The sequence below is a fragment of the Vreelandella maris genome, from assembly GCF_013371085.1.
In the GTDB taxonomy this organism is placed as follows: domain Bacteria; phylum Pseudomonadota; class Gammaproteobacteria; order Pseudomonadales; family Halomonadaceae; genus Vreelandella; species Vreelandella maris.
Map to the genome: position 1 here is coordinate 26,665 of NZ_JABWCV010000020.1, position 24,529 is coordinate 51,193.

Sequence of the window (24,529 nt, forward strand, 5' to 3'; positions counted from 1 at the left end):
TAAGGTTAAGTGCTATTTCATGCCTGCAGCGAAGGCATGGCCTCCTCATACCTTCGCTAAATAACTAGCTGTAAAGCCCGAACAGTGACCCTTGGTCGCTAAATCGGACTGCTACTGAGAACAGGCTGACGTCGATTGAGCAAGCGGTCATATTCTTCCCTGCCCACCGCATAGCACTCGCAGACCCGTTCCTCTAAACCCTGTCGGTCAAGAATCTTGATATGGCCACGGTGGTAGGAGATCAGCCCTGCTCTCTGGAGCTTACACGCCGACTCGGTGACGCCCTCGCGACGCACTCCCAGCATATTGGCAATTAACTCGTGGGTCATGATCAATTCGTTGTTTGGCAGTCGGTCAATGCTGAGCAGTAGCAAGCGACATAGCTGCTGGTCAAGGTTGTGATGGCGATTGCATACCGCTGTTTGCGCCATCTGTGTCAGCAAGGCTTGGGTATAACGCAGGAGCAGTCGCTGCATCGCGCCAGCGCGGAAGAATTCCTTTTTGAGCAGATGACCCTTGAGACGTAATGCCTGCCCGCCACTCTGCACAATCGCTCGGTTGGAGGTGCTCTCACCGCCCATGAACAACGAGACGCCCAACACCCCTTCATAGCCCACCACGGCAATTTCTGTCGAGGAGCCATCCTTAATCACGCCGAGCAGCGAGACGATGGAGTCTAACGGAAAGTAGGCATAGTCCATTGGCTGTCCGGATTCACACAGCGATTGCCCCAGTGTCAATGTCACCTCCTCTAAATGAGGCAACAGTTGATTCAGTTCTTCTTCCGGCAATAAGCCAAGCAAAGCATTTTGCTGGCCATCACAAAGTACTGGCATTGATATCTCCCTATAATGTCAGTAGCGCAGTTTGAGCATCATCGCTTCGGTAAGGCTTCCCTTTCTTAAAGATAGGACACTATCAGGTGGCAACGACGATCACAGAGTGGCCGTTCAATGGCTGGTTATACTTCGACCATGAAAGCCTCTGCGTTAGCAGCTTCGCGCCATGAACCGGGCCGCTTCTGACGACCCGGCGAACAAGAAGTGTCATTCTCCAGAGGCTGTTTCCAGTTCAGTCTCGAGAGCGGCAAAAGCGGCCTCATCAGTGAGCAGTTGGCGCAGCGTTTCGACGGCAAGCCGGCCCTCGTTATCGATTAGGTTATCAAGCCATAGCAGCGCCTGCTTTTGATTGGGATTCTCGTAGCCACGCGCCAAGAGATAGGCCCTGGCCAAAGCGAGGCGGGCACTTTGGTGTCCTTGGCTTGCTGCCTGATAGAGGTAGCGCGCACCACGCTCGGGATCCTTCTCAATGTTACGCCCGCTCAGGTACTCACGGCCGAGGGAGGCCTGAGCACCCGCGTGGCCCTGCTTGGCTGCATCCCGGAGCAGCTCGTAGCCTCGCTGAACATCCTGGCCAATCGCGCCTTCGCCACGCATAAAGGCGATGCCTAGTTCGGCACGCGCATAGACGGCCCCAGCATCACTGGCCTGCTGATACCAGCGCTCGGCCAGCTCGGCATCTTTTCCGACCCCTTTGCCGTGCTGATAGGCATCGCCCAGCACGTAGGCGGCAAGGGGGTCGCCTGATTCGGCCGCGGCGTTGAGCAGTTCAAGTCCGCGCTCCACATCTTGTTCGGTGTGTCTGCCGGTCAAGTAGGCTTCGCCCAAGTCATTGCGGGCGCCAGCATGCCCTCTAGACACCGCGGTCTCCAGGTAGTCAATGCCGCGCTCACTGTCGCCCCGATCAAGATACATGCGACCAAGGCTTGCCGCGGCACCGGCATGTCCCGCCTGGGATGCTTGCTCCAGCCAGCTTTCGGCCTGTTGCTGGTCACGCTCAACGCCCTCACCGTCGAGATAGGCACGGCCAAGATCGGCCATGGCACTCGGATGCCCATTTTTTGCTGCAGCGATGAGTGCCTCAATATTGCCTTCAGCACCCAGGTCGCGCTGCACGTAGGCAAGCGCATCGGCGGCGGACGCGTGCCCTGCCTCCTGAGCCCGGGTCAGCCACCGCTTGGCCTTATAGAGGTCGCGCTTGACACCGTTGCCTTCTCGATAGGCACGACCCAGCAACACCATGGCATAGTCATCTCCCTGCTCGGCGGCTTGGGTGAGGAGTCGAATGCCCTGAGAAGGATTGCCCTCCAGCGTGCCGTCCAAATAGGCTTCGCCGAGGGTGGTCATGGCGGTGGTGTTTCCGGTTTGGGCTGCTTGTGTCAGCAACTCTTTGCCGCGACTAGGCTTTAAGGGTAAGGCATCACCTGTCAGATAGGCCTCACCAAGGAGGCGCATCGCGCCGGTCTGGTTTTGAGCGGCGGCATTTTGCAGCAGCTCCTCGGCACGTTGGGGGTCTTGTGTCACGCCACGGCCCTCTAGATAAGCGGCACCGAGTTGCTGGGTCGCCCATGGGTGCCCCAGTTCATGGCCGCGCTTCAGATAGTCGGCAGCAATGGCAGGTTGACTTTCGACTTGCTCGTCGCCCATGAGCAGCGAGCCAAGCTGCGCCAGAGCCAGAGGATGGTTGCTCTCTGCCGCTTGTTCGAGCAGGCGAATGCCGCGAGGTAGGTCGTCAAGGCCTGCCTGGCCTTCGACAAGGGCACGGCCGAGAATGACCCGGGCATCATCCGACCCCGCCTGGATGGCCTCGCTCAGCCACCGTTCAGCGCGGTTTGGATCTTCCGGTTGACCCTCATTCTCAGGCGTCAGCAGTGCTTGGCCGAGGTAGATCATCGCCTTGACGTGACCCTGACGGGCGGCATCTTCCAGCAGAGACATACCCAGCCGGTACTCACCGACGCTGACCAACTCGCGCCCAGCACGGGCCTGGGCGTCTAGGTCGCCCGCTTGCGCGGCTTGCTGCAGCCACTGGATGCGCTGATCGGGCCGGTCACTGAGCAGTCCGTCAGGGGAATAGAGCGATGCCAATTGAAGCATAGCGCCGACATCGCCCTGTCCTGCGTTGGCCTCAAGTTGTTTGACGTAACGCTGCGCATAAGCCATCGATTGTTCGGCATCCTCTTCCAGCCAACCGCCGGGTGCGTGCGCTTCGGCTAGGGCCTGCAGAGCTTGTTCCTTGTCTTGGGAAGCAGCTTGCTCGTAAAGCTGACGGGCAAGTTCGGGGTCCGCCTCTACGCCTTCGCCGCCTTCAGACAGCAGGTTGGCAAGCTCGACGTCTGCTGTCCGGCCAAGGTTGGCCTCTTTGGCCTGCCAAAGTAGATGATAGGCGAGCACGTCGTTACGTTTTACGCCGCGCCCCTCTCGATAGAGCCGGGCGAGGTTGAGCGAGGCATGGCCGCGTGTCGAGGAAGGCTCATTGATAGCCTTGCCATACAGTCGTGCTGCTTGGGTGAGATCTTGTTCGACGCCGAGTCCCTTTTCATAGAGCTTGGCCATCTCATAAAAAGCAGGTGGCACATAGCGGTCCATTAAGGGGTGCAGGAACGTGATGGCTTCTTTGTAACGGCCCTCTTCGATGCGCTCCTGGGCGAGGTTGATCGTGTCCCAGTCTGACCCATCCGTATCGGCCTCCGGACCGCTGGCGAACCAGCCAGCGTATTGCGCGGGAACGGGGCCTGTATGTTCTCCAACTGGCGGTGCTTCAGAAGTGGTTGCGCAGCCAGCGAGCCATGCTGACAAGGTTAACGCTGCGGTCAGCCGCAGCGTGGGTGTGTATAGCGTCCTGATCGTTGTCCTCTTCATATGCTCCCCACTCTCCTTATGTGGCTCAGTTACTGTTCAGTTGCTCAAGCCCCGAAAGGCTTCGGTCTCCTGACGCCGTTCATCCGTGTAGATGTGCTCCTGGGCGTCGGGATCCATGAAGTAAAGCGTGACATGGCCCCCCGCGCTGCGACTGTAGGTGGGTCGTGCCCGGGTAATAAGGCTGGCCATTCTTTGATGGTCAAAGTGCGAAAGGTAGATCTCCATCCATGTGAAGTACTGCGGGTCACGCAGGAAACCGGTGTACTGTTCCTGTGGCGCGTAATCGCCTAAAGCGGCGGGGTCGTCCAGGATCTGGAACAGGTAGTCGACGCCTTCATGGATGTTGCTGTCTTCATATTCCAGATCGAAGATGTCATAGCCTTGGCGATGGATGACCTGCATATTGGTGATGAGGTAATTGAGTGCGTAGTTTTGGTAGTGAGTAGCGCGTCGTCCGCGACTCATCTCAAGGGGCAGAGCGCCTTCCTCGGTCATGTCGTGCAGGGCCGAGTAAATGGCACTAACACCAAAACGAAACAGGTCGTTGTCTTCGACCAGCACGCCAATCATGGTGGCGTAAAGCGCGCGACGATATAAATGGTTATTACAGCAGCTATCCTGCGGCGGACCAGGAACTGCCGAGTGCTGTAAGGCCAAGCCTTGCAGCCACTGTTCAATGTCGGCCCGCTCTTCTTCAAGACCATCAATGAAAGGGCGCACGATAGAGTAGGCCATGGCCGCCGCGAACAACATCGACTCAGAGGCGAACCAGGCTTGCGGTTGCGCCGTATCATAGACAAAGTCGGTCAGGGCCTCGGCCTCGGCCCAGCGATACAAGTAATGCACCAGGCATTCGGCATAGTAAATGTCGCCACTCGCAACGAAAGAACCGGCCAGGTTCGATACGCTATCTTCGAAATCGAACAATGGCCCGGTAGCCAGCTCCCATGCTGTGCGACGGGGGTAGAAACCGGGTATCGCCCCCCGCGTCGTGATGGGCTCCGAGTTAGTCTTCTGGCGGCAACTGGGGCCCATCGAGAGCTTGTCGCTTAACTGCAGCAAAATAGTGCTATCGGTTTGCTCAAGCAGCGCCATGCGCGCTTTTACGTCAAAATAGCTGGCGTTCGTATCGGTGACACGATAGTTGGAAAGGTCAATTTTTTGGCGTTCCTCTCTTGAGAGGGTGTCGTCCAAGTTCGTATCGGCCGACAGATCGATGCTGCCCATTGCCAATAAGGCAATGGGCAAGGCAAACAGAAACCGTGCGGAACGCCCTTTTGTTAAGGCAATAGACATGATCGTTATTGCTCCAATTGCGCTCAAGTACTTATGTTCAAGTACTTATGTTCAAGTACTTATGTTCAAGTACTTATGTTCAAGTACTTATATTCAAGTACTTATATTCAAGTACTTATATTCGAGTACTTATGCTCAAGTACTAGCGCTCAAGATCTTGAGGTATAGAAACGGAAGTCGGCAAAATCCACGTACTGGTCGCGTGGCGTGCGCCAGCCTTCCCCGGTCCCGCCAAAGAAAGTGGAAAACATCAAACCATCAATGGTGATGTCCGGCGTGGTACGAAAAATAATGTTCTGCTGTTCCAGCACAGGCTCGCCGTCTATCCAGATCCGGGCGACACCGTTCTCCCGCTTTGGGTCGTTAAGCATGATTTCCTGTTCAATAGTGACCCATGATCCAGTCGGGTAGCGCCAGAAGCCGCGACCAACTGAGGCTCCCTCGAAACCAACCACGTAAGGGTAGAGCTCACCTGCACCCTCCTTGCGCCACATCAAGCGCATAGAGAAACCGTTTTCGCCATCGACGCTCTCGCCGCCGGAGGGGGCTTCACCTCCGTACAACCCAGGCAGTTTGCCCCCCTTCACGAAATCAAAATCGGCAGGGAAGCGCACCTTGTAGCTCAGGCAGGCACGGTCGGCTTCCTGGAGCGAAGGGGGTTCGCTGTAGAAGCCGGCCCCGCCGAGAGGCTCATCACTGGGTGAGGAGCTGCCAGCGGGATAGTGGACACGCAGCCCAGCTTCATTGATGCCGGTATCGTTAGCAGCCAAGCGCTCTACGTTCTCTTTGGTTCCCCAGTGGCGATTGGTATCGAACCCCTGGCGAACGGCGTTATAAGCGTCTTCGGCGGGCGCCGGACTTGGGGTTTCGGCCAACTCATAACGTTGAGAGCAAGGCGCCACTTGTGGAATGCTGACGACGGCATCCTCGGCTTTGTCGGCATGGCTGACCGCGAACGGTAGCAGCGTTAGCACGCTCAATAGCAGACGCTTGTGCCGTAACCCGATACACGGGTGCTGGTGTTTACCCTTCATCGCTGGTTTCATCGGTACCGTTCCTATAGTGGTTTATTTCCTCCAGGGCTTTGTCATAGAGGTCATAGCTGGACTGTTTTATCCAGTTCGCGCCTTGCCATATTTTTTCCGAGGTGGCACTCAGCAGCGGTGTTTCGCTAAAGCGAACATCTACCGGCTGGCCCACGCTTTCTGGAGGCAGTGGCGCCTCTGGCGACAGCAGTACACTGGCCACGTTTTGCTGCTGCCGTACCCAACTGGGGAAACCGGCGCGGGGCTGTGGTTCAACGTCAAGGGCGACATTGCGCACCTGGGCGCGAATCGGCTGGGTGGCATTGGCCAGTGTGACGTAGGCCTGCTGATTGGGCTCGATGCGGCTAATGTCATCCATGTGCACCAGTGCCTCGACCATCACGTCACCTTCATCGGTACGGACCAGGGTCATGATCCGCTCGCTCTCGTCGATGTAGACCCCGGCGGCACTACTTAGCGCCCAGGCCACACGGCAGTCACAGGGGCTGTATATTTCGTTACTGGCCTGAAGTTCTTTGAGGGCGGCGATACGCGAGTTCTCGAAATCGCGCACTTCCTCGAACTGTTCGACACGGGCCTCGGCGATATCTGGCGAGACCGTCTCGAAAGTGGTGAGGTCACCGCTGGCCGGCTGTGCGGAGCTGGCCAAGCTGATCTCTTGGTCATCTTCCTCAAGGTAGTTACGTAGATTCTCTATCAGTTGGACGTTATAGCTAAGTGCCGCCTCTGCCAGGATCAGGTCTGATTCGAGGTCGCTATTGATCACGTTGGTCAATAACTGATCGCGCTCGACTTGGTCCCCAGCGGTGAAGCCGTGCTCGCCAAGTATTCCAGGGCTGGGGGCGCGGATATCGATACGCGGCGCCGTCACAGCGGCGAAGCTGGGCTCAATCAGAACGAAGTTGCGATAGGCCGTCGCCGCGCTTACCAACACCAACAAACCGATCGCCAGAAACAGGAGAATGTAGCGGCCGATAGGCTTTGGTTGGCGCTTAGGAGGCGTTGGTTTGGTTGCCTGTCGCTTGCGTGGCGTCTGTGGATCTTCGCTGGCCATTTGGCCTTCGATATTGGGCGAACGCCCACTCAACCCGCTACGAATGATCTGACGTAGCGACTCGTGGTGCTGCGGATCTATCTCATTAATCTTGAACCTAACGTCATATCCATTGCCACGCTCTCTGGGAATGGCGTCAAGGCATTCGGCGTTGACGGCCACCATGACGTCAAAGTTACCCGCGGCCATGATCAGTGACGCGGAAACACGCTCGCCCGGTTCAAAAGCACGTTCGCTGTGGGCAGAGAAGCCGCCGAGGGAGACATCATTGCCGTCCAGCTCAGTATCGCTATCGGCGAGGGTTACTCGAAATGGGGTCGCCACCCGGATATAGCCACGTTCATCGCGACGCTCGTGCTGCAGTGAGTTACCTTGCATCAGGCGTTCGTTTTCTTGATTGACACTTTCTGACGTTGGGGACGCATCGTCTTTCGTCCCTTGTTGATTTTCGTCGAGAGTGGGTTCATGCCGCTTGTGGGCACCGTTTAAATGATCATCTTTCATCCGAAGGTTGCTCCTTGCATCAGGGATGAGTCGTAGACACCTCGAGCGGGGGCGTAGGCTCGATCCAAAGCCTTTCATTGCACTGTCTTTGAGAGCGCTTTGAGAGCACCGTTAGTGTGGTCTGTTGACGGGTCTGCGTGCTGGCGCTCTGTGACAGCGCCTTGATCAGGCCACCTTCCACCAGAAAATAGTCGGGGGGTGACTGGACCGGTTCACAGGCCTTGTCGGTATGGTTGGTGTCGACCGAGCGATCTAGACGCTGGGAACCATGGACAGGCTCCCGAACCTGATCGAGAGCGATATGCATAGTGGTCCGGTCTGGAGGCATTATGTCGCCGGTCGAGATAACCAGGATGAAGAGAAGAACGCCATAGACCAAACTATGCAACGCATGACCTATACGCCGCTGCCTGCGTGCCGCCACTGGATCGTCTGGTTCGCCAGCGGAGATACCCTGGCGCGACCATTGCTGACGATTGAAGCGAAAGCTGACATAGGTCTTAAGAATTGCGCCCCACACCTGGTTGTAGTAAATCAGCGGAATCCACAGCAGACTGAAACGGCCGCGTTGCCAAGCCAGAACAGACACCGCAATGCCACGGCTAAACATGACCCACAGCACGTAGGTGAAGAAAAACGAGGGCCTGATGAAAAGCGTCACCAGGGTTACCACCGTGGGGCCCACCAGGGTCGTCCACATGGAGATTCGCTGGTCGACCAGGCTCCACCAGGTGAACATTCCCATCGGGCGAGGGCCCAAGGCGATGGCGCGATTGCTGGTGCGCAGCATGTTGCCAAACCAGCGCCGCATCAGATCCGTGGACGAGGCGAAGAAGCGATGTCGGTTGGGCAGTTCTTCGAACCCAGTCACGTAGACATCGGGAACGTAGAGCATCGACCAGCCGTTCTTTAGCAGCCAATACCACGATGACTTATCGTCACCGGACAGAAACTTGAAACTACCGAAGCGCCAATGATCAACGTGGTCGCTCTCGATCAGTTCGATGAAATCCGGCTGAATGGCGAGGTCGGTGCGAAAGACGCTGTAACGCCCCGTGAGAACCAACAGGCGACGCGATAGCGACATCGAACTCATCATCAGATGGCGCTGTGCATAGCGTAGGTCGTACCACTCACGGGTAACATCATTACCAGTGACCTTGGCGCGGTTGTTCGTCGTCAGCGCCCCCAGGTCCTCCTGGGCGATAAAGAAAGGCAGCGTGCGTGACAGCGTGTTTGGCTCAAGGAGGATATCGCCATCCATTGAGATCAGCAGCGATCCCGGCGCGGGCAAGCACCGGGAGATCGCCCGCAGCACCTCAGCCATGGCCGAACGCTTACCGTCCCCCTTCTGAAACATGTAGCGCACGGTGACATTCTGCGGCCAGCCATTGTCGTCCAGGACGTGATTGATGATATCCACGTCGGTACGGTCCGACACAGAGGCAAAAATCGTCGTCGGCACACCGTATTGATGGGCTTCACGTATCAGCGCATCGTAGACCTGAAAGTTGACCTGCTGATCGATACGAAAGGACGTACACAGCACGTACAACTCAGGCGGCTTCTCGTGGTTACCGGCTGCATCGGCTTCGGCACGCAAGCTCGGAAAGACAAGTCGGTTGTACCCGAGCGAGCGAACGGCCTGTACCGCCCACCACGAGTACCGCCAGATGGCGATCCACCCGATGATGAAAAAGAAGCTCTGCGACTCGGGCGAAAACACATCCGCTGGCAGCTCCCTAACGACGAAGATCAGCAGCGCCAAACCGAACAGGAAAGTGGTCAGTTCCGTCATACGGCTGGCAGAGGAGTGCTTATGGCGTTTAGCAAACATGGGAATGCCTCAAGCCGGGATGGGTCGCACGGAGTCACCGCGGCCGATGGCGTAATAGGCAAGCCCTGCCGCCTTGACGCTTTCGGGATGAAAGAGATTGCGGCCATCGACAACCACGGGTTCCAGGAGCGTCTTGCGTAACAGCGAGAAGTCGACGGTGCGAAAAGCTTTCCACTCGGTGCAGATGACCAGCGCATGGGCGCCTTCCAGCGTGTCTTCGCGTTGTTCAGCGAGCACCAAGTCGTCACGCTCTCCGTAGATTCGACGGCACTCGTTGTTGGCCTCTGGATCAAACGCCTGAACGCGCGCGCCGGCATCCCATAGGGCTTCCATCAGGGCGCGGCTGGGGGCCTCACGCATATCATCGGTGTTAGGTTTGAAGGCAAGCCCCCACACGGCAATGGTTTTGCCTGCCAGTTGGCCATCGAAGGCTTGATAAAGCTTTTCGAACAACTTGTTCTTCTGCCGGAAATTGACCTGTTCCACCGCCTCAATGATGTGAGCGGGATGGCCGACTTCCTCGGCGGTATTGGCGAGCGCTCTGACGTCTTTAGGAAAGCAGGAGCCCCCATAGCCACAGCCGGGGTAGATGAAGCTGTAACCAATACGCGGGTCGGAACCGATCCCATGACGAACCTCTTCAACCTCCGCGCCGAGATGCTCGGCGAGGTTGGCGACTTCATTGATGAAACTAATCTTGGTCGCCAGCAGCGCATTCGCCGCGTATTTGGTCAATTCGGCACTGCGCACACCCATGAACATCATCTTGTCGCGCTGGCGGTTGTAAGGGCCATAACATTCCCGCATGGCTTCCCTGACGCGCTCAGATTCGGTGCCGACGATGATCCGAGAGCCGCGCGAGAAGTCCTCAATCGCCGCCCCTTCTTTGAGGAATTCCGGGTTCGAACAAACGTCGAACTCAAGGTCAAGACCCCGCTTCTCAAGCTCGATTGCAACAGCACGCTCCACCTTTGCGGCGGTACCCACGGGCACAGTCGATTTGTCGACGATAATTTTGTAATCGTCCATATGCTGGCCAATGGTCTCAGCCACTTTAAGCACGTGCTTGAGATCGGCACTTCCATCTTCGTCGGACGGGGTGCCAACAGCGATGAACTGAAGCAAGCCGAATTTGACCGCCTCGGCGGCATCCGTGGTGAAACTTAAACGACCAGCGGCCTGATTATCGCTAACTAGACGCTCCAAACCGGGCTCAAAAATCGGTATTTCGCCAGCTTTAAGGCGGGAGACTTTATCCTTGTCTACGTCGACACACATAACGTCATGACCGACGTCGGCTAGGCAGGCGCCCGTTACGAGACCCACATAACCACAAGCGAAGATGGTAATCCTCATTTTCCCTGCTACTCCTTGTCCTTGTTGATGTGCCATTCCATGGTTTTTTTACGTCAGATGGTTGCCGATAGGCTCTGGCGTAAAAGGTTTAGAACTTGGACATCGAACTTTTTTCAATCCAAAAAACCAACACGTCCTCATATTTAGGAGGTTGATAGGAGGTTCGTATATTAGTAATATCGAAATTCGCGTTACGCGTTTGCTAATCTTCTGCACAAACGGTTACACAATTAGGATAGGTGATGCTGAGCTGGCCCTCTGTTCGCTAGCGCACTTAAGTCGTCTTAGCCGCTTCAGAATTACCCACAGAACTTTGATTTATAACTATTTTTAAAGTTTTCAGCGGACTTGCTAGCAAACCGTGATCAGGCAGTCTATTGGCGGAAAGAGTTACGTTAATGGCATCTGATTGATCGTCACTGATAGCTTTTGGCAGCAAAGCCAGACTGATTAAGCTGCATATATTTGTCGGCTATTCGGGTGGCATGCTTAAACACCATCAAGCTAGCCAAGCGACGTACGGGACGCGACGTCTCCAGCAATAGCTATATGAGTCAGCGCTATCAGTAGCTGCTTAAAAATATGACCGGCAGGCTGTTTTCCTTTGCCCTCCTCGATAGTTTGTTTGGCGGGGCCTTTCTGTCAACCAGAGAGCCCAATAGATAAATGCAGGGCTGAATTCTAGGCCGTTTCCGAAGGCATGTGCCGGATTCACCGCACTGCAGGAGGAATTATCGTTGTCGGCCTGCCGATGTTTATTCTGGTGTTTATTAAGATATTTACGTTATACCGCGGCCTCTTCCATGAGGATCTGAGCGAAGTACGGGTAGGCAGCCTACCTAGGCAGGAAGAATTGAAGCCGGAGAATTAGGCGATACAGAACAGGGGCCTGCTAGGAATTGCTGGCTCCTGTTGCAATTATCAAGCCCGGCAGGTTGAACAGTTTCTGATTGCTAATAAGTCCTAAACGCAAACCTCGGCGAATTTTTCCAATGCAGCTCCAGCTATCTCTTACTAAGCGTTGAAATCTTTTGCTTAAGAGCCTCAGCCAGCTTAAGCAGCTTGTGCTAGGCTAAATTTAGTAGAGAACTGGGCTCATACCCGAAAGCTAGAAGGCGAAGTATAACTACGTAGCATGGGGCTGAAAACGGCCCTGAACAGTCTTTGATGAGATTGGAGCCTTTGGCTCACTATGCGTGTTTTCTAGTAGGGTTCGTAACACGAGCACTCGCATTGCTGGAGAAAAATCTTTTAAATACTGCACGCTCAATAACTAAGTGCAACCTGAAGCTCAAAGCCTGAGTTTATAGATCTAATAGATTAGCGATAAAAACTGCTTTTTAGCCTCTAAACCCAGGCATCATAAATACTACGAGAGTTTGAAATGACGGACATAGAACATCGGCTAGAAGATTTAGAGAGACGTATTTCAAGGCTAGAGAGTGGCGATGCTATCGAAAGAAAAAGCGCTGTCACACCAACGTCATCGACCGAGGAACTTATCTCTGTTGAGGTAAAAAATAAGCGTTATGATCCAGAGAATTCAGCACTAGGAAAGTTTAAAGATCACATCTGTGTTTGATTGCTATTATACGCTATCTGTGGCTAGTAAGCCTACACGCGCTGTCAAAGGGCATTAGAGTTAAGCGACCTCTTCGGAGAGGTTAATTTTCGCATAAACATTACGCTCAACGATGCTCTCGAACCGGGAAAACGCACAATTCATGAAGGCATCGGTTTCAACTACAATCAATTCATGGAAGAACACCAATGGATGCTAGGAACAGACCTTAAGGATATGAAGGTCAGCTTCAAGGTATTGAATGTTATTTTCTCCGATGGGACTTCTGAAGCGCTTTCTTAAAACTATCCCTAGCTGAAGCCGGTTATAGTCTGCAGCATAAATAGCCAATAAAAATTAGATAGATAATTCATAATGGTAAGGTACTGGTGGTTAATATTAGCTACAGCTGGATTCTGCGCATTAAGTTTTTAGAAGAACAAAACGAGAAAACAAGCTTTAATGAAGAAATATAATGGCACTTAACTTGTTGATAAATTAATGAAAAAAAATTCTTTGACAAAATCAATCGACTCTCAAGGAAAGCTATTAAAAATTGACCAGAAAGTGCTTAAAAAAAAGACAAAAGAAGTATGGAAATATAATAAGACTGGAAAAGGTCGTTACGTATTGAGAATCACCTCTTGGCCGCAGAAACTGAGTGCAACACCTTAAAATTTTAGTAAGGTGTTGGATTTATGGCTTATACAGAACTCAGTATCGAAGAGCGTTCCACCATTCAGGTCAGCCTTTGGCAGGAGATGAGCCTCCGACAAATAGCCAATATGCTGCAACGATCTCCATCCACCATCAGCCGCGAAGTACGTCGCAATCAAACTCAGCGCGGTACTTACCATGCTCGTCATGCACACACCCATCGTTGTGCCAGGCGTGTTGCTTGCCGCCCTAAGCCCAAGCTGCTTCTGGGCAGGGGTCGCTTTGAGCTGGTCATGTATATGCTCCGCTACCGCTTGTCTCCAGAGCAAATCGCAGGCAAGCTCCGACGCATGATCATGCCCCGATTTGAAGATGCTTACGTTTGTCGCGAGACGATTTACAGCGCCATTTACGCGTTACCTGTGGGTGAGCTTAAGAAAGAGTTGATCCACTGCCTTCGCCAAGGTAAATCAACGCGTAAACCTCGTCGTGGCCAGGTTGATCGGCGTGGGCAAATACCCGATATGGTGAGCATCCACCTTCGACCACCAGAGATCGAAAGGCGTGCCATGCCAGGACACTGGGAAGGCGACTTAATCAAAGGTAAGAACAATGCCTCTGCGGTTGGCACGCTAGTCGAACTGAGCAGTGGATACGTCATTCTAGCCAAACTCAACGATGCAACGGCCACCTCGGCGGTGGCAGGGTTTAGCGCAGCGCTCAACCGGATGCCGCTAGCGGCGCGTAAAAGCATGACGTACGACCAGGGGCGGGAAATGGCCAAACATGCGGACATCACCCAGGCAACGGGCGTTGCTATCTACTTTTGTGATCCACATAGCCCATGGCAACGGGGTAGCAATGAAAATATCAACGGCCTGATACGACAGTATTTACCGAAAGGAACCGATCTCTCTCGGCACACTCAAGAAGAGCTAGATGCTATTGCGCTACAGCTGAATATGCGACCTCGGAAGCGATTTGACTTTAGGTGTCCGATTGAAGTGCTGGGTGAGCTGTTAGCGAAGCATCAAGACAATCCACCCGCTGTTCATTAACGAGTGTTGCACTCAGAGTCTGCATCCAACCCTTGTAAAATGGAAAGGCTATTGGACGGGATCAAAAATAGCTATTTTTCTATTGGCCAGCCACCGACGAAAATTTGGTCTCATAAGCCCCATACACAAAAAAGGGTCTTGCGATTTCTCGCAGGCCCCTTTTTTTACAATTTGGCGCGCCCGGCAGGATTTGAACCTGCGTCCCTCGGCTTTGGAGGCTAATTTCAAGCCTTGCTGATGAGGTTATCCACTTAAAAACCTAATAACAAACACCATTATATTTCAAAAAACAAATACTTACGAAAACATAAAGCACTAAAGCTCTTTCCACTCTATCCCCATTTACACCGACCGATGCCCATCTCTATCTTCAAGGCGGCCACATCCGTGATTATAAAATTTCCGATTTTAGGACTTTTTTGACTTTTGGCGGCATTGCCTTATCTGTGCGTCTTCACAAACCAAGGTGATCACCTTGGCAAAAGACCCTCCACGTTTCTGCATCTGACCGCATAATAAGCATACCTATTAAATCCAGATTCTCCTTAACTAAAGGTGCTAAAGGATGAGAACCGACGGCATAAGAAGGTGTACGCCGAGTTTCATAAATCGATAAGCTTTTCATTCATACGCGCAAAAAAACCAAGAACCCACAGCGCTTTACCACGAGTTCTTGGTGTTATTTAACATATTAGCGCAGAGCTGGTCTTATCTCGGACAACTTATTTTTAGCAGGCTTATCCCGTTTATCCGCCGTGCCCGCTTCCTGAGTACTCGAAGAAACAAATTCCGGATAGGCAGACATGCCGCATTCGTGAATATCCATCCCTTCGAATTCTTCTTGTTCGCTGACGCGTAAGCCCATCGTCATACGGATGATCCACAACACCAGCAGACTAGCCCCAAACATCCAGGCAAATACAACAACTGCACCGATCAGCTGGGTCATAAATGACGCACCTGGATTAGTCAAAATTACGGCCAGAATCCCCCAAATACCCGCGCTTCCATGCACCGAAATAGCGCCGACCGGGTCGTCGATTTTCAACCGATCAAGCCCCAATACAGAGAACACCACTACAACTCCACCAATAGCACCAATCACCACAGCCATTCCTGGGTTGGGCAAGAGCGGCTCAGCGGTAATCGACACCAGCCCGGCCAGGGCGCCGTTTATCACCATGGTCATGTCCGCTTTGCCAAACATCAAGCGATAAAGCAGCGCTGCTGTCACCATGCCCGATGCGGCGGCCGTATTGGTGTTGACGAAGATACGGGCGACCGCATTGGCGTCGTCTACGCTGGCAATTTTCAGCATTGAACCACCATTGAACCCAAACCAGCCCATCCACAGAATGAACATACCCAGCATGGCAATGGGCAGGTTGGCACCCGGAATAGCCCTGACTTCGCCATTGGGGCCAAACCGCCCCTTGCGCGGGCCAACCAGCAAGACAGCAGCCAGCGCGGCAGAGGCGCCCGCCATGTGTACCACGACAGACCCGGCAAAATCCTGGAAGCCCATCTCATCAAGGAAGCCACCGCCCCACTTCCAAAAGCCATTCACGGGGTAAATCACCCCCACCATGAATAAGGCAAAAATCAAAAACGGCCACAGTTTCATACGTTCAGCAATCGCCCCAGAAACAATCGACATGGTGGCTGCCGCAAACACTGCCTGGAAAATAAAGTCGGCCATGGAAGAGTAATAAGGCGACCCCTCCCCAGCGGAAATATCCGACAAACTATGATCACTGCCCAACATGAAATCCAAGCCAGAGATCACACTACTGATCGGGTTAGCGGGATACATGACGTTATAGCCAACTATCAGAAAGACGATACAGGCCACCGAATACAACATCGCATTCTTGGTGAGTATTTCAACGGTGTTCTTCGACCTGACGAGCCCTGCTTCCAACATGGCAAAGCCGCAGGCCATAAACATGACAAACACCGTACAGACAAGAAAATAAAAAGTATCAAGCGCATAACTGAGCTCTAAACTTATTTCGTTCATTTTATTCCCCTTAAGCAATCATTAAAGTTGTAAGTTGAAATGGTCGGACTTAATCACTTAACCCCTTTTCTTCTAAGCGGCAAGCTCGTAAAAGCAGCAATCGCTCCAGTGTAATTTCAGCTCTTTTACCAAACGCAGTATTTTATTAAACAGTACTCAAGAAGCATTATTCATGCCAAGAAACAAAACACTTGATTGCCAAACACGTAGAAGCCACTCATGATAACCACGAGCCGTTTTAGTGATTTTTAGGTTTTAGACAGAACCTTTTGGTGCAAAAAGCACATTACAGAGCCTCCACCCATAACAGGTGAAGGCTACATGCTATCTAACGGTGCCTTGTCCAGGTACGTGAAAGCGCATGGCTTAGAATTGTTGTCCTGGAATCCAGTTGGTACCGGCAAGCGGAACCCTGGCCATCGCTGCAGCTTCGATATTCAAAGCGACCAAATCTTCCGGCTCCAGGTTATGGAGATGAGATTTTCCACAGGCTCTTGCTAGTGTCTGCGCTTCTAGTGTTATTACTCGCAGATAGTTAGCTAACCGCTTACCGGCAGCCACCGGATCCAGACGTTTGCTCAGCTCGGGATCCTGAGTGGAAATACCCGCTGGGCACTTGCCTTCCTGGAAGTCATCATAGTAGCCCGCTGCAGACCCGAGCTTCTGGTACTCTTCTTCGTAGCGCGGATGGTTATCGCCAAGCGCGATCAATGCCGCGGTACCGATTGCCACGGCGTCAGCCCCCAAAGCAATGGCTTTGGCAACGTCAGCACCGTTACGAATCCCACCTGAAACGATCAACTGCACTTCACGATGAACCCCCATTTCCTGCAGCGCCTGGGCGGCTTGCGGAATGGCCGCCATGGTGGGAATGCCTACGTGTTCGATAAACACATCCTGGGTTGCTGCTGTTCCGCCCTGCATACCGTCGAGCACCACCACATCAGCGCCCGCCTTGACGGCGAGTTTGACGTCATAGTAGGTACGGGTGGCGCCCACCTTAATGTAGATAGGTACCTGCCAATCGGTGATCTCTCGCAGCTCAGCGATTTTGATAGCCAGATCGTCCGGCCCGGTCCAATCAGGGTGACGGCAGGCGCTACGCTGATCGATACCCATGGGTAGGTTGCGCATCTGTGCGACGCGATCCGAGATTTTCTGCCCGAGCAGCATGCCACCGCCACCTGGCTTGGCGCCTTGGCCCAGCACGATCTCAATGGCATCGGCTTTGCGTAGGTCATCAGGGTTCATGCCATAACGCGATGGCAGATACTGATAGACCAGTTTGGTGGATTGGCCGCGCTCTTCCGCCGTCATCCCACCGTCGCCAGTGGTAGTTGAGGTGCCTACCTCGGATGCGCCGCGCCCCAGGGCTTCTTTCGCCTGCGCCGACAAGGCCCCAAAGCTCATGCCCGCGATGGTGACCGGCGTATCAATCACGATCGGCTTCTTGGCGTAGCGAGTACCCAAGGTAACGTCAGTACCGCACTTCTCACGATAGCCTTCCAGCGGGTAGCGCGACATGCTAGCCCCCAGAAACAGCAGGTCGTCAAAATGCGGAACCTTACGCTTTGCCCCCCAACCGCGAATATCGTAAATACCGGTTTCGGCGGCGCGCTGGATCTCGGCGATGACGTCTCGACCAAAGGTCGCGGACTCTCTCAGTGCCGGATTACTCTGTTTATCGGTCATGTCAGGCTCCTGATTAGTAGGCCGAGGCGTTATCGACTTTGAAGTTGTATAGCTGGCGTGCCGACCCATAGCGCTTGAAGGCAGCAGGGTCAGTCTCAACTCCGGCACGCTTAAGCAGGTCGCTTACTTCATCCAAGTGCTCTTGGCGCATTTCTTTTTCGATGCAATCAGCGCCCAGGGAAGTGACCGACCCTTTGACATAGATATGCGCTTCATAAATCGAATCCCCCAGCGCTTCACCCGCATCGCCGCACACCACCAAGCATCCCGATTGGCCCATAAAGGCGCTCATGGGCCCGATATTGCCTTTGACGACAATATCGACACCTTTCATGGAGATGCCGCAGCGCGCCGACGCGTTGCCATCGACCACCAGCAGGCCGCCGTGAGCCGTGGCGCCCGCCGATTGGGACGCATCGCCTTTAACATGCACCATGCCGGACATCATGTTCTCAGCAACGCCAACACCGACGTTGCCATGCACGGTGACATTGGCCTTCTGGTTCATCCCCGCGCAGTAATACCCCGCGTGACCATCAATATCGACGCTAATAGCATCATTTAATCCGCAGGCAATATTGTGCGCCCCGTTCGGATTAGCAACGCGCCATTCACGCTCGCTGGCAGTTATGTCCGCATCGTGAAGTGCCTGGTTGAGTTCACGCAGGCTGTCGCTTGAAAGGTCGTATGTTTTCATAAATTAGGCGGCCTCCACCTTTGCACCATCACGTTCCCACACATAAATTTTCGCCGGTTCCGGCTCCCACACCTTGGCTTCCTTGATGCCTGGCAGATCGGCTAACGCGCGATACTCGGAGGCCATCGCGACGTAATCATCGGTTTCCGCGATCACCGCAGGTTTGCAGGAGATAGGGTCACGTACCACGGCAAAACCATCGCGGGTGCCAATAGTAAAGGTAAAAAAGCCATCCAGATCTTTAAGCGCGCTCTTGAGGGCTTGATTCAGGGTTTCACCCTTGGCCATACGCCACGTCAAGTAGCCAGCAGCCACTTCCGAGTCGTTGTCGGTCTGAAAGCTGATGCCTTGGCGCTTAAGCTTATCGCGCAGGCGGTTATGGTTGGAAAGCGAGCCGTTATGCACCAGGCACAGATCCAGCCCGGTCGAAAACGGATGGCTGCCTTGTAGCGTGACAGCGCTTTCGGTGGCCATGCGCGTGTGGCCAATCGCATGGCTGCCACGCATGCTTTTCAGGTTATAACGCGCCGCCACTTCAGTAGGAAGCCCGACCCCCTTTAAAATCTCGATACTTTGTCCGGCACTCATCACCCTGACGTCCGGGGCGTTTTCAGCCACCCAGCTCAGCACCTGCTTTTCTTCACTGGCCAGTTTAAGCACGGCCACGTTGGCATTCTGGAACCACGAGTCCAGGCTACCAAAGGCAGCCTCCAGGCGGTCGGCCAAGGCCTGCCAATCGTAATCGGCATCGTCGCTTTGCAGCGTCAGTTTGACGCCAGCGTCATATTCATCACCGTAAACAGCAAAGCCGGCACTGTCCGGCCCGCGGTCTGTCATGGCGATAAGCATCGGCTCGAACAGTTCACCCAGCCGGCTTTCCAGTTCAGGGTTTTTCAGATAAAGCCCAACAATTCCACACATAGCATTACCTCGGCTTATTCGTCAGTGCATGTCTTACGTTTCGATAAGACTCAATCATTAGAAAAATTCCGCGTAGCGCTGGATTTCCCAATCGCTGACCTGGCTGCTGTATTCAGCCCACTCCTCACGTTTGACCTTGATGAACTCGTCGGTAATTGCTTCCCCAAGCCCTTCACGCAGCACGGAATCTGCTTCCAGGGCGTCAATCGCCTCAGTGAGTGACTGGGGTAAAATATCGATCTTTTGTTCGCGACACTGCTCGGGCGTCAGTTCATACAAATTGATATTTTGTGCTTTGCCGGGATCCAGCTGGCGGTCAATGCCATCGAGGCCAGCAGCAATAAGAGCGGCATGCACCAAATAAGGATTACAGCCAGCATCCGGCAGACGAAACTCCAAACGACCATAAGGCACACGCACCATGGCTGAACGGTTGTTATCACCATAGGTAATGAACACAGGTGCCCACGTTGCGCCGCTGTTTGAACCGCCCGAGACAAGACGCTTATAAGAGTTAACCGTGGGTGCCGCGAAGGCACACAGCGCTGGCGCGTGATGCAGCAGGCCGCCAAGAAAGTGATACGCCGTGGGGGAAAGCCCCAGGTTCTGCGGATCGCTGTCATCGCCAAAGACGTTCTTGCCGTCTTGATCGGCAATCGAGAGATGGAAGTGCATACCGTTGCCCGGCCGGTCGGCATGCGGCTTGGGCATAAAGGAGCACACCATGCCCAGTTCATTGGCAATCTCACCGGCGGCCATGCGCACAAAGGTGAAACGGTCAGCGGATGTCAGCGCATCGCTGTAGGTATAGTTGATCTCAAACTGCCCATTGGCATCTTCATGGTCGATTTGATAAATATCGAAATCAACGCTTTGCAGTGCTTCCACCAAGCGTTCCAGAAACTCTCTAGACCGCGACAAGCCTTTATAGTCGTAACAGGGCTTGGCGAGCGTATCACTCTCGTCTACAGGCAGCAGTTCTCCTGCGGCCCCACGTTTAAACAATGAAAATTCAGGCTCTAAACCGGTGTTTAGCGTCCATCCCTTGTCACTTAACCGCTCTAATTGCTTAAGCAACACGACACGGCTATCAAGCAGATGAGGCTCGTCGTTGACATAGCCACAGCAAGCCATGCGCGCATAGCGAGGCTGCCACGGCACCAGCGAAAGCGAGTTTAAATCCCCTTTCGCCATAAAATCAGGGCCATGCGGCTCCATACCTAGGCCAGAAACAGCGAAGCCTGCAAAACCAGCACCTTTTTCTACCACGTCCATCAAACAATTCGCCGGCACTGACTTGGTTTTAGCCGCGCCGTGAATATCAACAAATTGAGCCAGCAAATAGCGCACATCGTTATCTTTGATAAATTTAACGGCAGCTTCTGGAGACATATTATTACCCTCGTGATAATTCCTTTCAAGAAACTATATTTCCCAAAAGGAAAAGCACTTAGTGTGCCAATATCATTTCACCGCCTTCTCCATCGCAATCAGACAACCCTAAGTGATTGTTTATAAAAAATTAAATATTTTATTGTTTGTTATCAGCACCCCTGCCGACTCTACTTCCGCTCCATCGCTTTTATGTATCCCGCGCCGTAACAGTGCACATCATCTAAAAATCGCACCAACAACGAACACAAAACGCACATATAAAACACATATAAAAAATAAAACCTGAAAATTTCCGTTTTTGCTTACTTAAAATTCATTCATTAATTAATTGTTTTTTATATGAAATAAAGCAAGATATGCACCGTTTGTCCTGGTCACGCCCGCACATGGCAAGCTTTTTGCTTTACTGAAAGGAATTATTATTTCCTTAAAAGAATGAAGCGCTGATATTACGCCAATGGCCTCGCTTGGGAAAGCGGGTTTGATGACTTGAGCAGCGTGGCCTTGATGACTGAACAGAACGGATAGAGCGCTTGGATAACCATCTCGACAAAAACACAAATACAAAGCTACTCTATGAAATAAGGATTTTATTTCTATTTTATTTGGATAAAAAAGACAATTATATCCAAATATAAATATATTATTTTATATAGGAGAAAAAATGAGCATTCATGATGATAACTATATTATTCGCGTCTCTTGCCCAGCGACATCCGGCATCATCTCGGCAGTAACCTCATATCTCAGCGAAAACAACTGTTATATCAGTGAACTGGCCCAATACGACGATGAAGAGCTGAAGCGCTTCTTTCTACGCGCCAAGTTTCGCTTCAATGAGGGCACTACGCCGGACATCGAGACACTACGCAATGATTTCGCGGGGGTGGCGCAGCCTTTTGAGATGGACTGGCAGATTCACAGCTCTTCACAGCCGATGCGTGTCTTGCTGATGGTGAGCAAGTTTGACCATTGCCTAAGTGACTTGATGTACCGCCATGGAAAGGGTGAGCTGGACATGGAAATCACCGCCATCGTCTCCAACCACTTGGATCTTCGCCCCATGGCCGAGCGGGAGGGGATTCGCTTTGTCTATCTGCCCGTCACCAAGGAGACCAAGCCACAGCAGGAAGCGGCCATCATGGATATCGTCGAAGAAACCCAGACCGAATTGGTCGTGCTGGCGCGTTACATGCAAATCCTATCGGATGACCTGTGCCAGAAGCTGAGCGGACGTGCGATCAATATTCACCACTCGTTCCTGCCGGGCTTCAAAGGCGCCAAGCCATACCATCAGGCGCATGAGAGAGGCGTGAAACTGATCGGTGCTACCGCTCACTACGTGACGTCGGATCTCGACGAAGGGCCGATCATCGACCAGGAAGTTCAGCGCGTAGATCATACCTATCGCCCCCAGGACCTGGTCGCCGTTGGCCGCAACACCGAAACCATCGCCCTGTCTCGTGCGGTCAAGTACCACCTTGAGCACCGTGTCTTTCTCGATCAGAACAAGACGGTGATTTTCCAATGAGCACAACGACCCAAGCCTCTGTGACTCTCATTGACGGCAAAGCCTGTGCCGAGCGGGTGCTAGCCGAAGTCGCCGAAAGCGTTAAACACCTGGCGGCCGAAGGCACCATCCCCGGCTTGGCCGTTGTGCTGATTGGCGAAGACCCCGCCAGCCACGTGTACGTAAGAAATAAGATTCGCAAGGCGGAAGCGGTCGGTATTCATTCATTCGAACACCGCTTCGACACAACATTGAGCCAAGCCGAACTGCTGTCGTTGATCGACACGCTAAACAAAGACCCCGAGGTCAACGGTATTCTGGTGCAACTACCGCTACCGGATACGATCGACGAAGAAGCCGTTATTCAGGCCATAGACCCGCTGAAGGACGTCGACGGTTTCCATCACGCCAACGTGGGCGGCCTGGTACAGGGGCGCGATGTGCTGACGCCCTGCACCCCCAGCGGCTGCCTGCGGCTGCTGCAGGAAACCTGTGGCGATTTAACTGGCAAGCACGCCGTGATCGTGGGGCGTTCCAACATCGTTGGCAAACCCATGGCTTCATTGCTGTTGCACGCCCACTGCTCGGTGACGCTGCTGCACTCGCGTAGCGTCAATCCCAAAGCCATCGCCCGCCAGGCCGATATTGTCGTCGCCGCGGTGGGTCGCCCGAAAATGATCGATGCCAGCTGGCTCAAGCCCGGCGCGGTGGTGATCGATGTGGGGATCAACCGCGTTGAGCAGGCGGTCGATGGCGAGAATAAAGGGGAGCGCAAGACCCGCCTGGTCGGCGACGTGGACTTCGCAAGCGCCAGCCAAGTAGCGAAAGCCATTACGCCGGTGCCCGGCGGTGTCGGCCCCATGACGATTGCCTACTTGATGCAGAATACCGTCGCAGCGACCAAGCGGCAGCACCGTCAAGCGGGCCAACCAGCACTTACCTAATACGATACAGGAGGGCATCTCCATGCCTTTTGGACTGCTTAAATATGGCCTGTCATCGGACTACCCCGTTGATGTGGATCTGCCGCCACCCAAGGAGCTCAAGCCCTCCTACGATGTGGTGATCATCGGTGGCGGCGGCCACGGCCTCGCGATCGCCTATTACCTAGCCAAGTATCACAACATCACCAATGTAGCAGTACTTGAGAAAGCCTATCTTGGCGGTGGCAACACGGCGCGTAACACCGCCGTGATCCGCTCCAATTACCTGACCTCAGAAGGAGTCAAGTTTTACAGCGAGTCGGTCAAACTTTTCCAGAATCTATCCAACGAATTCGATTTCAACGTCATGTACTCGGAGCGCGGCCAGCTGACTCTAGCCCACACCGACGCCACGGTGCGCTCGTTCCGCCAGCGGGCCGAGGTCAACAAGCATTTCGGTGGGCGTACCGACATGATTGACCGCCAGCAGATTCGTGAGCTGGTGCCCTCGCTGAACCTCGACCCTGGCCACCTGCCCGTGCTCGCGGGACTTTGGCACCGCGACGGTGCCACGGCTCGCCACGACGCCGTGGCCTGGGGCTATGCCAAGGAAGCGGCCAAGCGCGGCGTTGAAATTCATCAACTGACGGAAGTCCGTAACCTGGTCATCGAAGGCGGGCGTATCACCGCCGTCGAGACCAACCGCGGCACCATTCAGTGCGGCTGCGCCGTTCAGGCTGTTGCTGGCCATAGCTCCGTGCTGGCCAAGCAAGCCGGTTTCCGGCTACCCATCATCAGCTATCCCCTGCAGGCGATGGTCACCCAACCCGTAAAGCCTTTTCTGGACCCGCTGGTCAGCTCTTCCGCCCTGCACTGCTACGTTCAGCAGACCAGCCGCGGCGAAGTGGTCTTCGGCGGTGGGTCAGACCCCTACCCCCTCTACAACACGCGCTCCACGCTGGAAATGAAGGAAAGCCTGATTGCCAGCGGCATCGAGATGTTCCCGTTTCTGGCCAAGGCCAAGCTAATGCGCCAGTGGGGCGGGGTTACCGACATGACCCCCGACTACAGCCCGATCATGGGCGAGAGTCCGATCGAAAACTATTACCTGGACGCCGGCTGGGGCACCTGGGGCTTCAAGGCGACGCCCATCTGCGGCAAGACCATGGCGGAAATGGTCGCCAGCGGCGGCAAAGTGCCCGAGCTGATTCAACCGTTCCGCCTGGAGCGCTTTGCTAACTTCCAGCAAGTCAATGAAATGGGCGCCACGGCGGCCAGCCACTAACGAGAGGGCAAACGCA

17 protein-coding genes are annotated in these 24,529 nt (G+C 53.9%); 5 read left to right on the forward strand and 12 right to left on the reverse strand.

What is annotated here, in order from left to right; translation table 11 throughout:
• Positions 1–98: 98 nt before the first annotated feature.
• From HUO07_RS15785 to HUO07_RS15815, 7 genes are all read right to left on the reverse strand, one after another.
• Positions 99–836, reverse strand: coding sequence for a Crp/Fnr family transcriptional regulator (locus tag HUO07_RS15785; RefSeq protein ID WP_176304354.1), 738 nt, complete (start codon positions 834–836; stop codon positions 99–101).
• A 210-nt stretch (positions 837–1,046) separates the two neighbouring features.
• Positions 1,047–3,701 carry an SEL1-like repeat protein gene (locus HUO07_RS15790; protein WP_176304355.1) on the reverse strand — a complete coding sequence of 885 codons (2,655 nt, stop codon included), beginning with the start codon at positions 3,699–3,701 and terminating at the stop codon, positions 1,047–1,049.
• 36 nt (positions 3,702–3,737) lie between these two features.
• Complete coding sequence (locus HUO07_RS15795; RefSeq protein WP_176304356.1) at positions 3,738–4,997, reverse strand: alginate lyase family protein; 1,260 nt, start codon at positions 4,995–4,997, stop codon at positions 3,738–3,740.
• Positions 4,998–5,146: 149 nt separating this feature from the next.
• Positions 5,147–6,043 (reverse strand): polysaccharide lyase, encoded by an 897-nt coding sequence (locus tag HUO07_RS15800; protein ID WP_246286725.1) that lies wholly within the window; start codon positions 6,041–6,043, stop codon positions 5,147–5,149.
• Positions 6,021–7,601 carry a PilZ domain-containing protein gene (locus HUO07_RS15805; protein ID WP_176304357.1) on the reverse strand — a complete coding sequence of 527 codons (1,581 nt, stop codon included), beginning with the start codon at positions 7,599–7,601 and terminating at the stop codon, positions 6,021–6,023. Before HUO07_RS15805 ends, HUO07_RS15800 begins: the two co-directional genes overlap by 23 nt.
• Positions 7,602–7,620: 19 nt before the next feature.
• The gene (locus HUO07_RS15810; RefSeq protein WP_176304358.1) at positions 7,621–9,438 is read right to left on the reverse strand and encodes a glycosyltransferase; all 1,818 of its coding nucleotides are present in this window, start codon (positions 9,436–9,438) and stop codon (positions 7,621–7,623) included.
• A gap of 9 nt (positions 9,439–9,447) precedes the next feature.
• On the reverse strand, positions 9,448–10,794 hold the full coding sequence (locus HUO07_RS15815) for a UDP-glucose dehydrogenase family protein (RefSeq protein ID WP_176304359.1): 1,347 nt from the start codon (positions 10,792–10,794) through the stop codon (positions 9,448–9,450).
• A 1,384-nt stretch (positions 10,795–12,178) separates the two neighbouring features.
• Between HUO07_RS15815 and HUO07_RS15820 the strand changes: the two genes are divergently transcribed.
• Both HUO07_RS15820 and HUO07_RS15825 read left to right on the forward strand, forming a co-directional pair.
• Positions 12,179–12,376 (forward strand): hypothetical protein, encoded by a 198-nt coding sequence (locus HUO07_RS15820; RefSeq protein ID WP_176304360.1) that lies wholly within the window; start codon positions 12,179–12,181, stop codon positions 12,374–12,376.
• 677 nt (positions 12,377–13,053) lie between these two features.
• Entirely contained in the window at positions 13,054–14,070 is a 1,017-nt protein-coding gene (locus HUO07_RS15825) for an IS30 family transposase (RefSeq protein ID WP_176304361.1), read from the forward strand.
• A 691-nt stretch (positions 14,071–14,761) separates the two neighbouring features.
• On the opposite strand, the gene HUO07_RS15830 is transcribed toward HUO07_RS15825, so the two are convergent.
• The 5 genes from HUO07_RS15830 to glnT form a co-directional block, all read right to left on the reverse strand.
• Positions 14,762–16,090 (reverse strand): ammonium transporter, encoded by a 1,329-nt coding sequence (locus HUO07_RS15830; protein ID WP_176304362.1) that lies wholly within the window; start codon positions 16,088–16,090, stop codon positions 14,762–14,764.
• A 366-nt stretch (positions 16,091–16,456) separates the two neighbouring features.
• On the reverse strand, positions 16,457–17,782 hold the full coding sequence (locus HUO07_RS15835) for an FMN-binding glutamate synthase family protein (protein ID WP_176304363.1): 1,326 nt from the start codon (positions 17,780–17,782) through the stop codon (positions 16,457–16,459).
• A 13-nt stretch (positions 17,783–17,795) separates the two neighbouring features.
• Entirely contained in the window at positions 17,796–18,479 is a 684-nt protein-coding gene (locus HUO07_RS15840; protein ID WP_176304364.1) for a GltB/FmdC/FwdC-like GXGXG domain-containing protein, read from the reverse strand.
• 3 nt (positions 18,480–18,482) lie between these two features.
• Complete coding sequence (locus HUO07_RS15845; RefSeq protein WP_176304365.1) at positions 18,483–19,400, reverse strand: class II glutamine amidotransferase; 918 nt, start codon at positions 19,398–19,400, stop codon at positions 18,483–18,485.
• Positions 19,401–19,457: 57 nt separating this feature from the next.
• Complete coding sequence (gene glnT, locus HUO07_RS15850; RefSeq protein WP_176304366.1) at positions 19,458–20,792, reverse strand: type III glutamate--ammonia ligase; 1,335 nt, start codon at positions 20,790–20,792, stop codon at positions 19,458–19,460.
• 667 nt (positions 20,793–21,459) lie between these two features.
• On the opposite strand from glnT, the gene purU reads away from it, so the two are divergent.
• From purU to HUO07_RS15865, 3 genes are read left to right on the forward strand one after another with little or no spacing between them, the layout of a single operon-like run.
• Entirely contained in the window at positions 21,460–22,326 is an 867-nt protein-coding gene (purU, locus tag HUO07_RS15855; RefSeq protein ID WP_176304367.1) for a formyltetrahydrofolate deformylase, read from the forward strand.
• Complete coding sequence (folD, locus tag HUO07_RS15860; RefSeq protein WP_176304368.1) at positions 22,323–23,249, forward strand: bifunctional methylenetetrahydrofolate dehydrogenase/methenyltetrahydrofolate cyclohydrolase FolD; 927 nt, start codon at positions 22,323–22,325, stop codon at positions 23,247–23,249. Before purU ends, folD begins: the two co-directional genes overlap by 4 nt.
• A gap of 22 nt (positions 23,250–23,271) precedes the next feature.
• The gene (locus HUO07_RS15865; protein WP_176304369.1) at positions 23,272–24,513 is read left to right on the forward strand and encodes an FAD-dependent oxidoreductase; all 1,242 of its coding nucleotides are present in this window, start codon (positions 23,272–23,274) and stop codon (positions 24,511–24,513) included.
• Positions 24,514–24,529: the final 16 nt, after the last annotated feature.

Coding starts and splice junctions, on each gene's coding strand:
- HUO07_RS15805 (WP_176304357.1), bottom strand. CDS start 7,601: ATGAAAGATGATCATTTAAACGGTGCCCACAAGCGGCATGAACCCACT.
- purU (WP_176304367.1), top strand. CDS start 21,460: ATGAGCATTCATGATGATAACTATATTATTCGCGTCTCTTGCCCAGCG.
- HUO07_RS15830 (WP_176304362.1), bottom strand. CDS start 16,090: ATGAACGAAATAAGTTTAGAGCTCAGTTATGCGCTTGATACTTTTTAT.
- HUO07_RS15840 (WP_176304364.1), bottom strand. CDS start 18,479: ATGAAAACATACGACCTTTCAAGCGACAGCCTGCGTGAACTCAACCAG.
- HUO07_RS15790 (WP_176304355.1), bottom strand. CDS start 3,701: ATGAAGAGGACAACGATCAGGACGCTATACACACCCACGCTGCGGCTG.
- HUO07_RS15820 (WP_176304360.1), top strand. CDS start 12,179: ATGACGGACATAGAACATCGGCTAGAAGATTTAGAGAGACGTATTTCA.
- HUO07_RS15800 (WP_246286725.1), bottom strand. CDS start 6,043: ATGAAACCAGCGATGAAGGGTAAACACCAGCACCCGTGTATCGGGTTA.
- glnT (WP_176304366.1), bottom strand. CDS start 20,792: ATGTCTCCAGAAGCTGCCGTTAAATTTATCAAAGATAACGATGTGCGC.
- HUO07_RS15785 (WP_176304354.1), bottom strand. CDS start 836: ATGCCAGTACTTTGTGATGGCCAGCAAAATGCTTTGCTTGGCTTATTG.
- folD (WP_176304368.1), top strand. CDS start 22,323: ATGAGCACAACGACCCAAGCCTCTGTGACTCTCATTGACGGCAAAGCC.
- HUO07_RS15835 (WP_176304363.1), bottom strand. CDS start 17,782: ATGACCGATAAACAGAGTAATCCGGCACTGAGAGAGTCCGCGACCTTT.
- HUO07_RS15845 (WP_176304365.1), bottom strand. CDS start 19,400: ATGTGTGGAATTGTTGGGCTTTATCTGAAAAACCCTGAACTGGAAAGC.
- HUO07_RS15815 (WP_176304359.1), bottom strand. CDS start 10,794: ATGAGGATTACCATCTTCGCTTGTGGTTATGTGGGTCTCGTAACGGGC.
- HUO07_RS15865 (WP_176304369.1), top strand. CDS start 23,272: ATGCCTTTTGGACTGCTTAAATATGGCCTGTCATCGGACTACCCCGTT.
- HUO07_RS15810 (WP_176304358.1), bottom strand. CDS start 9,438: ATGTTTGCTAAACGCCATAAGCACTCCTCTGCCAGCCGTATGACGGAA.
- HUO07_RS15825 (WP_176304361.1), top strand. CDS start 13,054: ATGGCTTATACAGAACTCAGTATCGAAGAGCGTTCCACCATTCAGGTC.
- HUO07_RS15795 (WP_176304356.1), bottom strand. CDS start 4,997: ATGTCTATTGCCTTAACAAAAGGGCGTTCCGCACGGTTTCTGTTTGCC.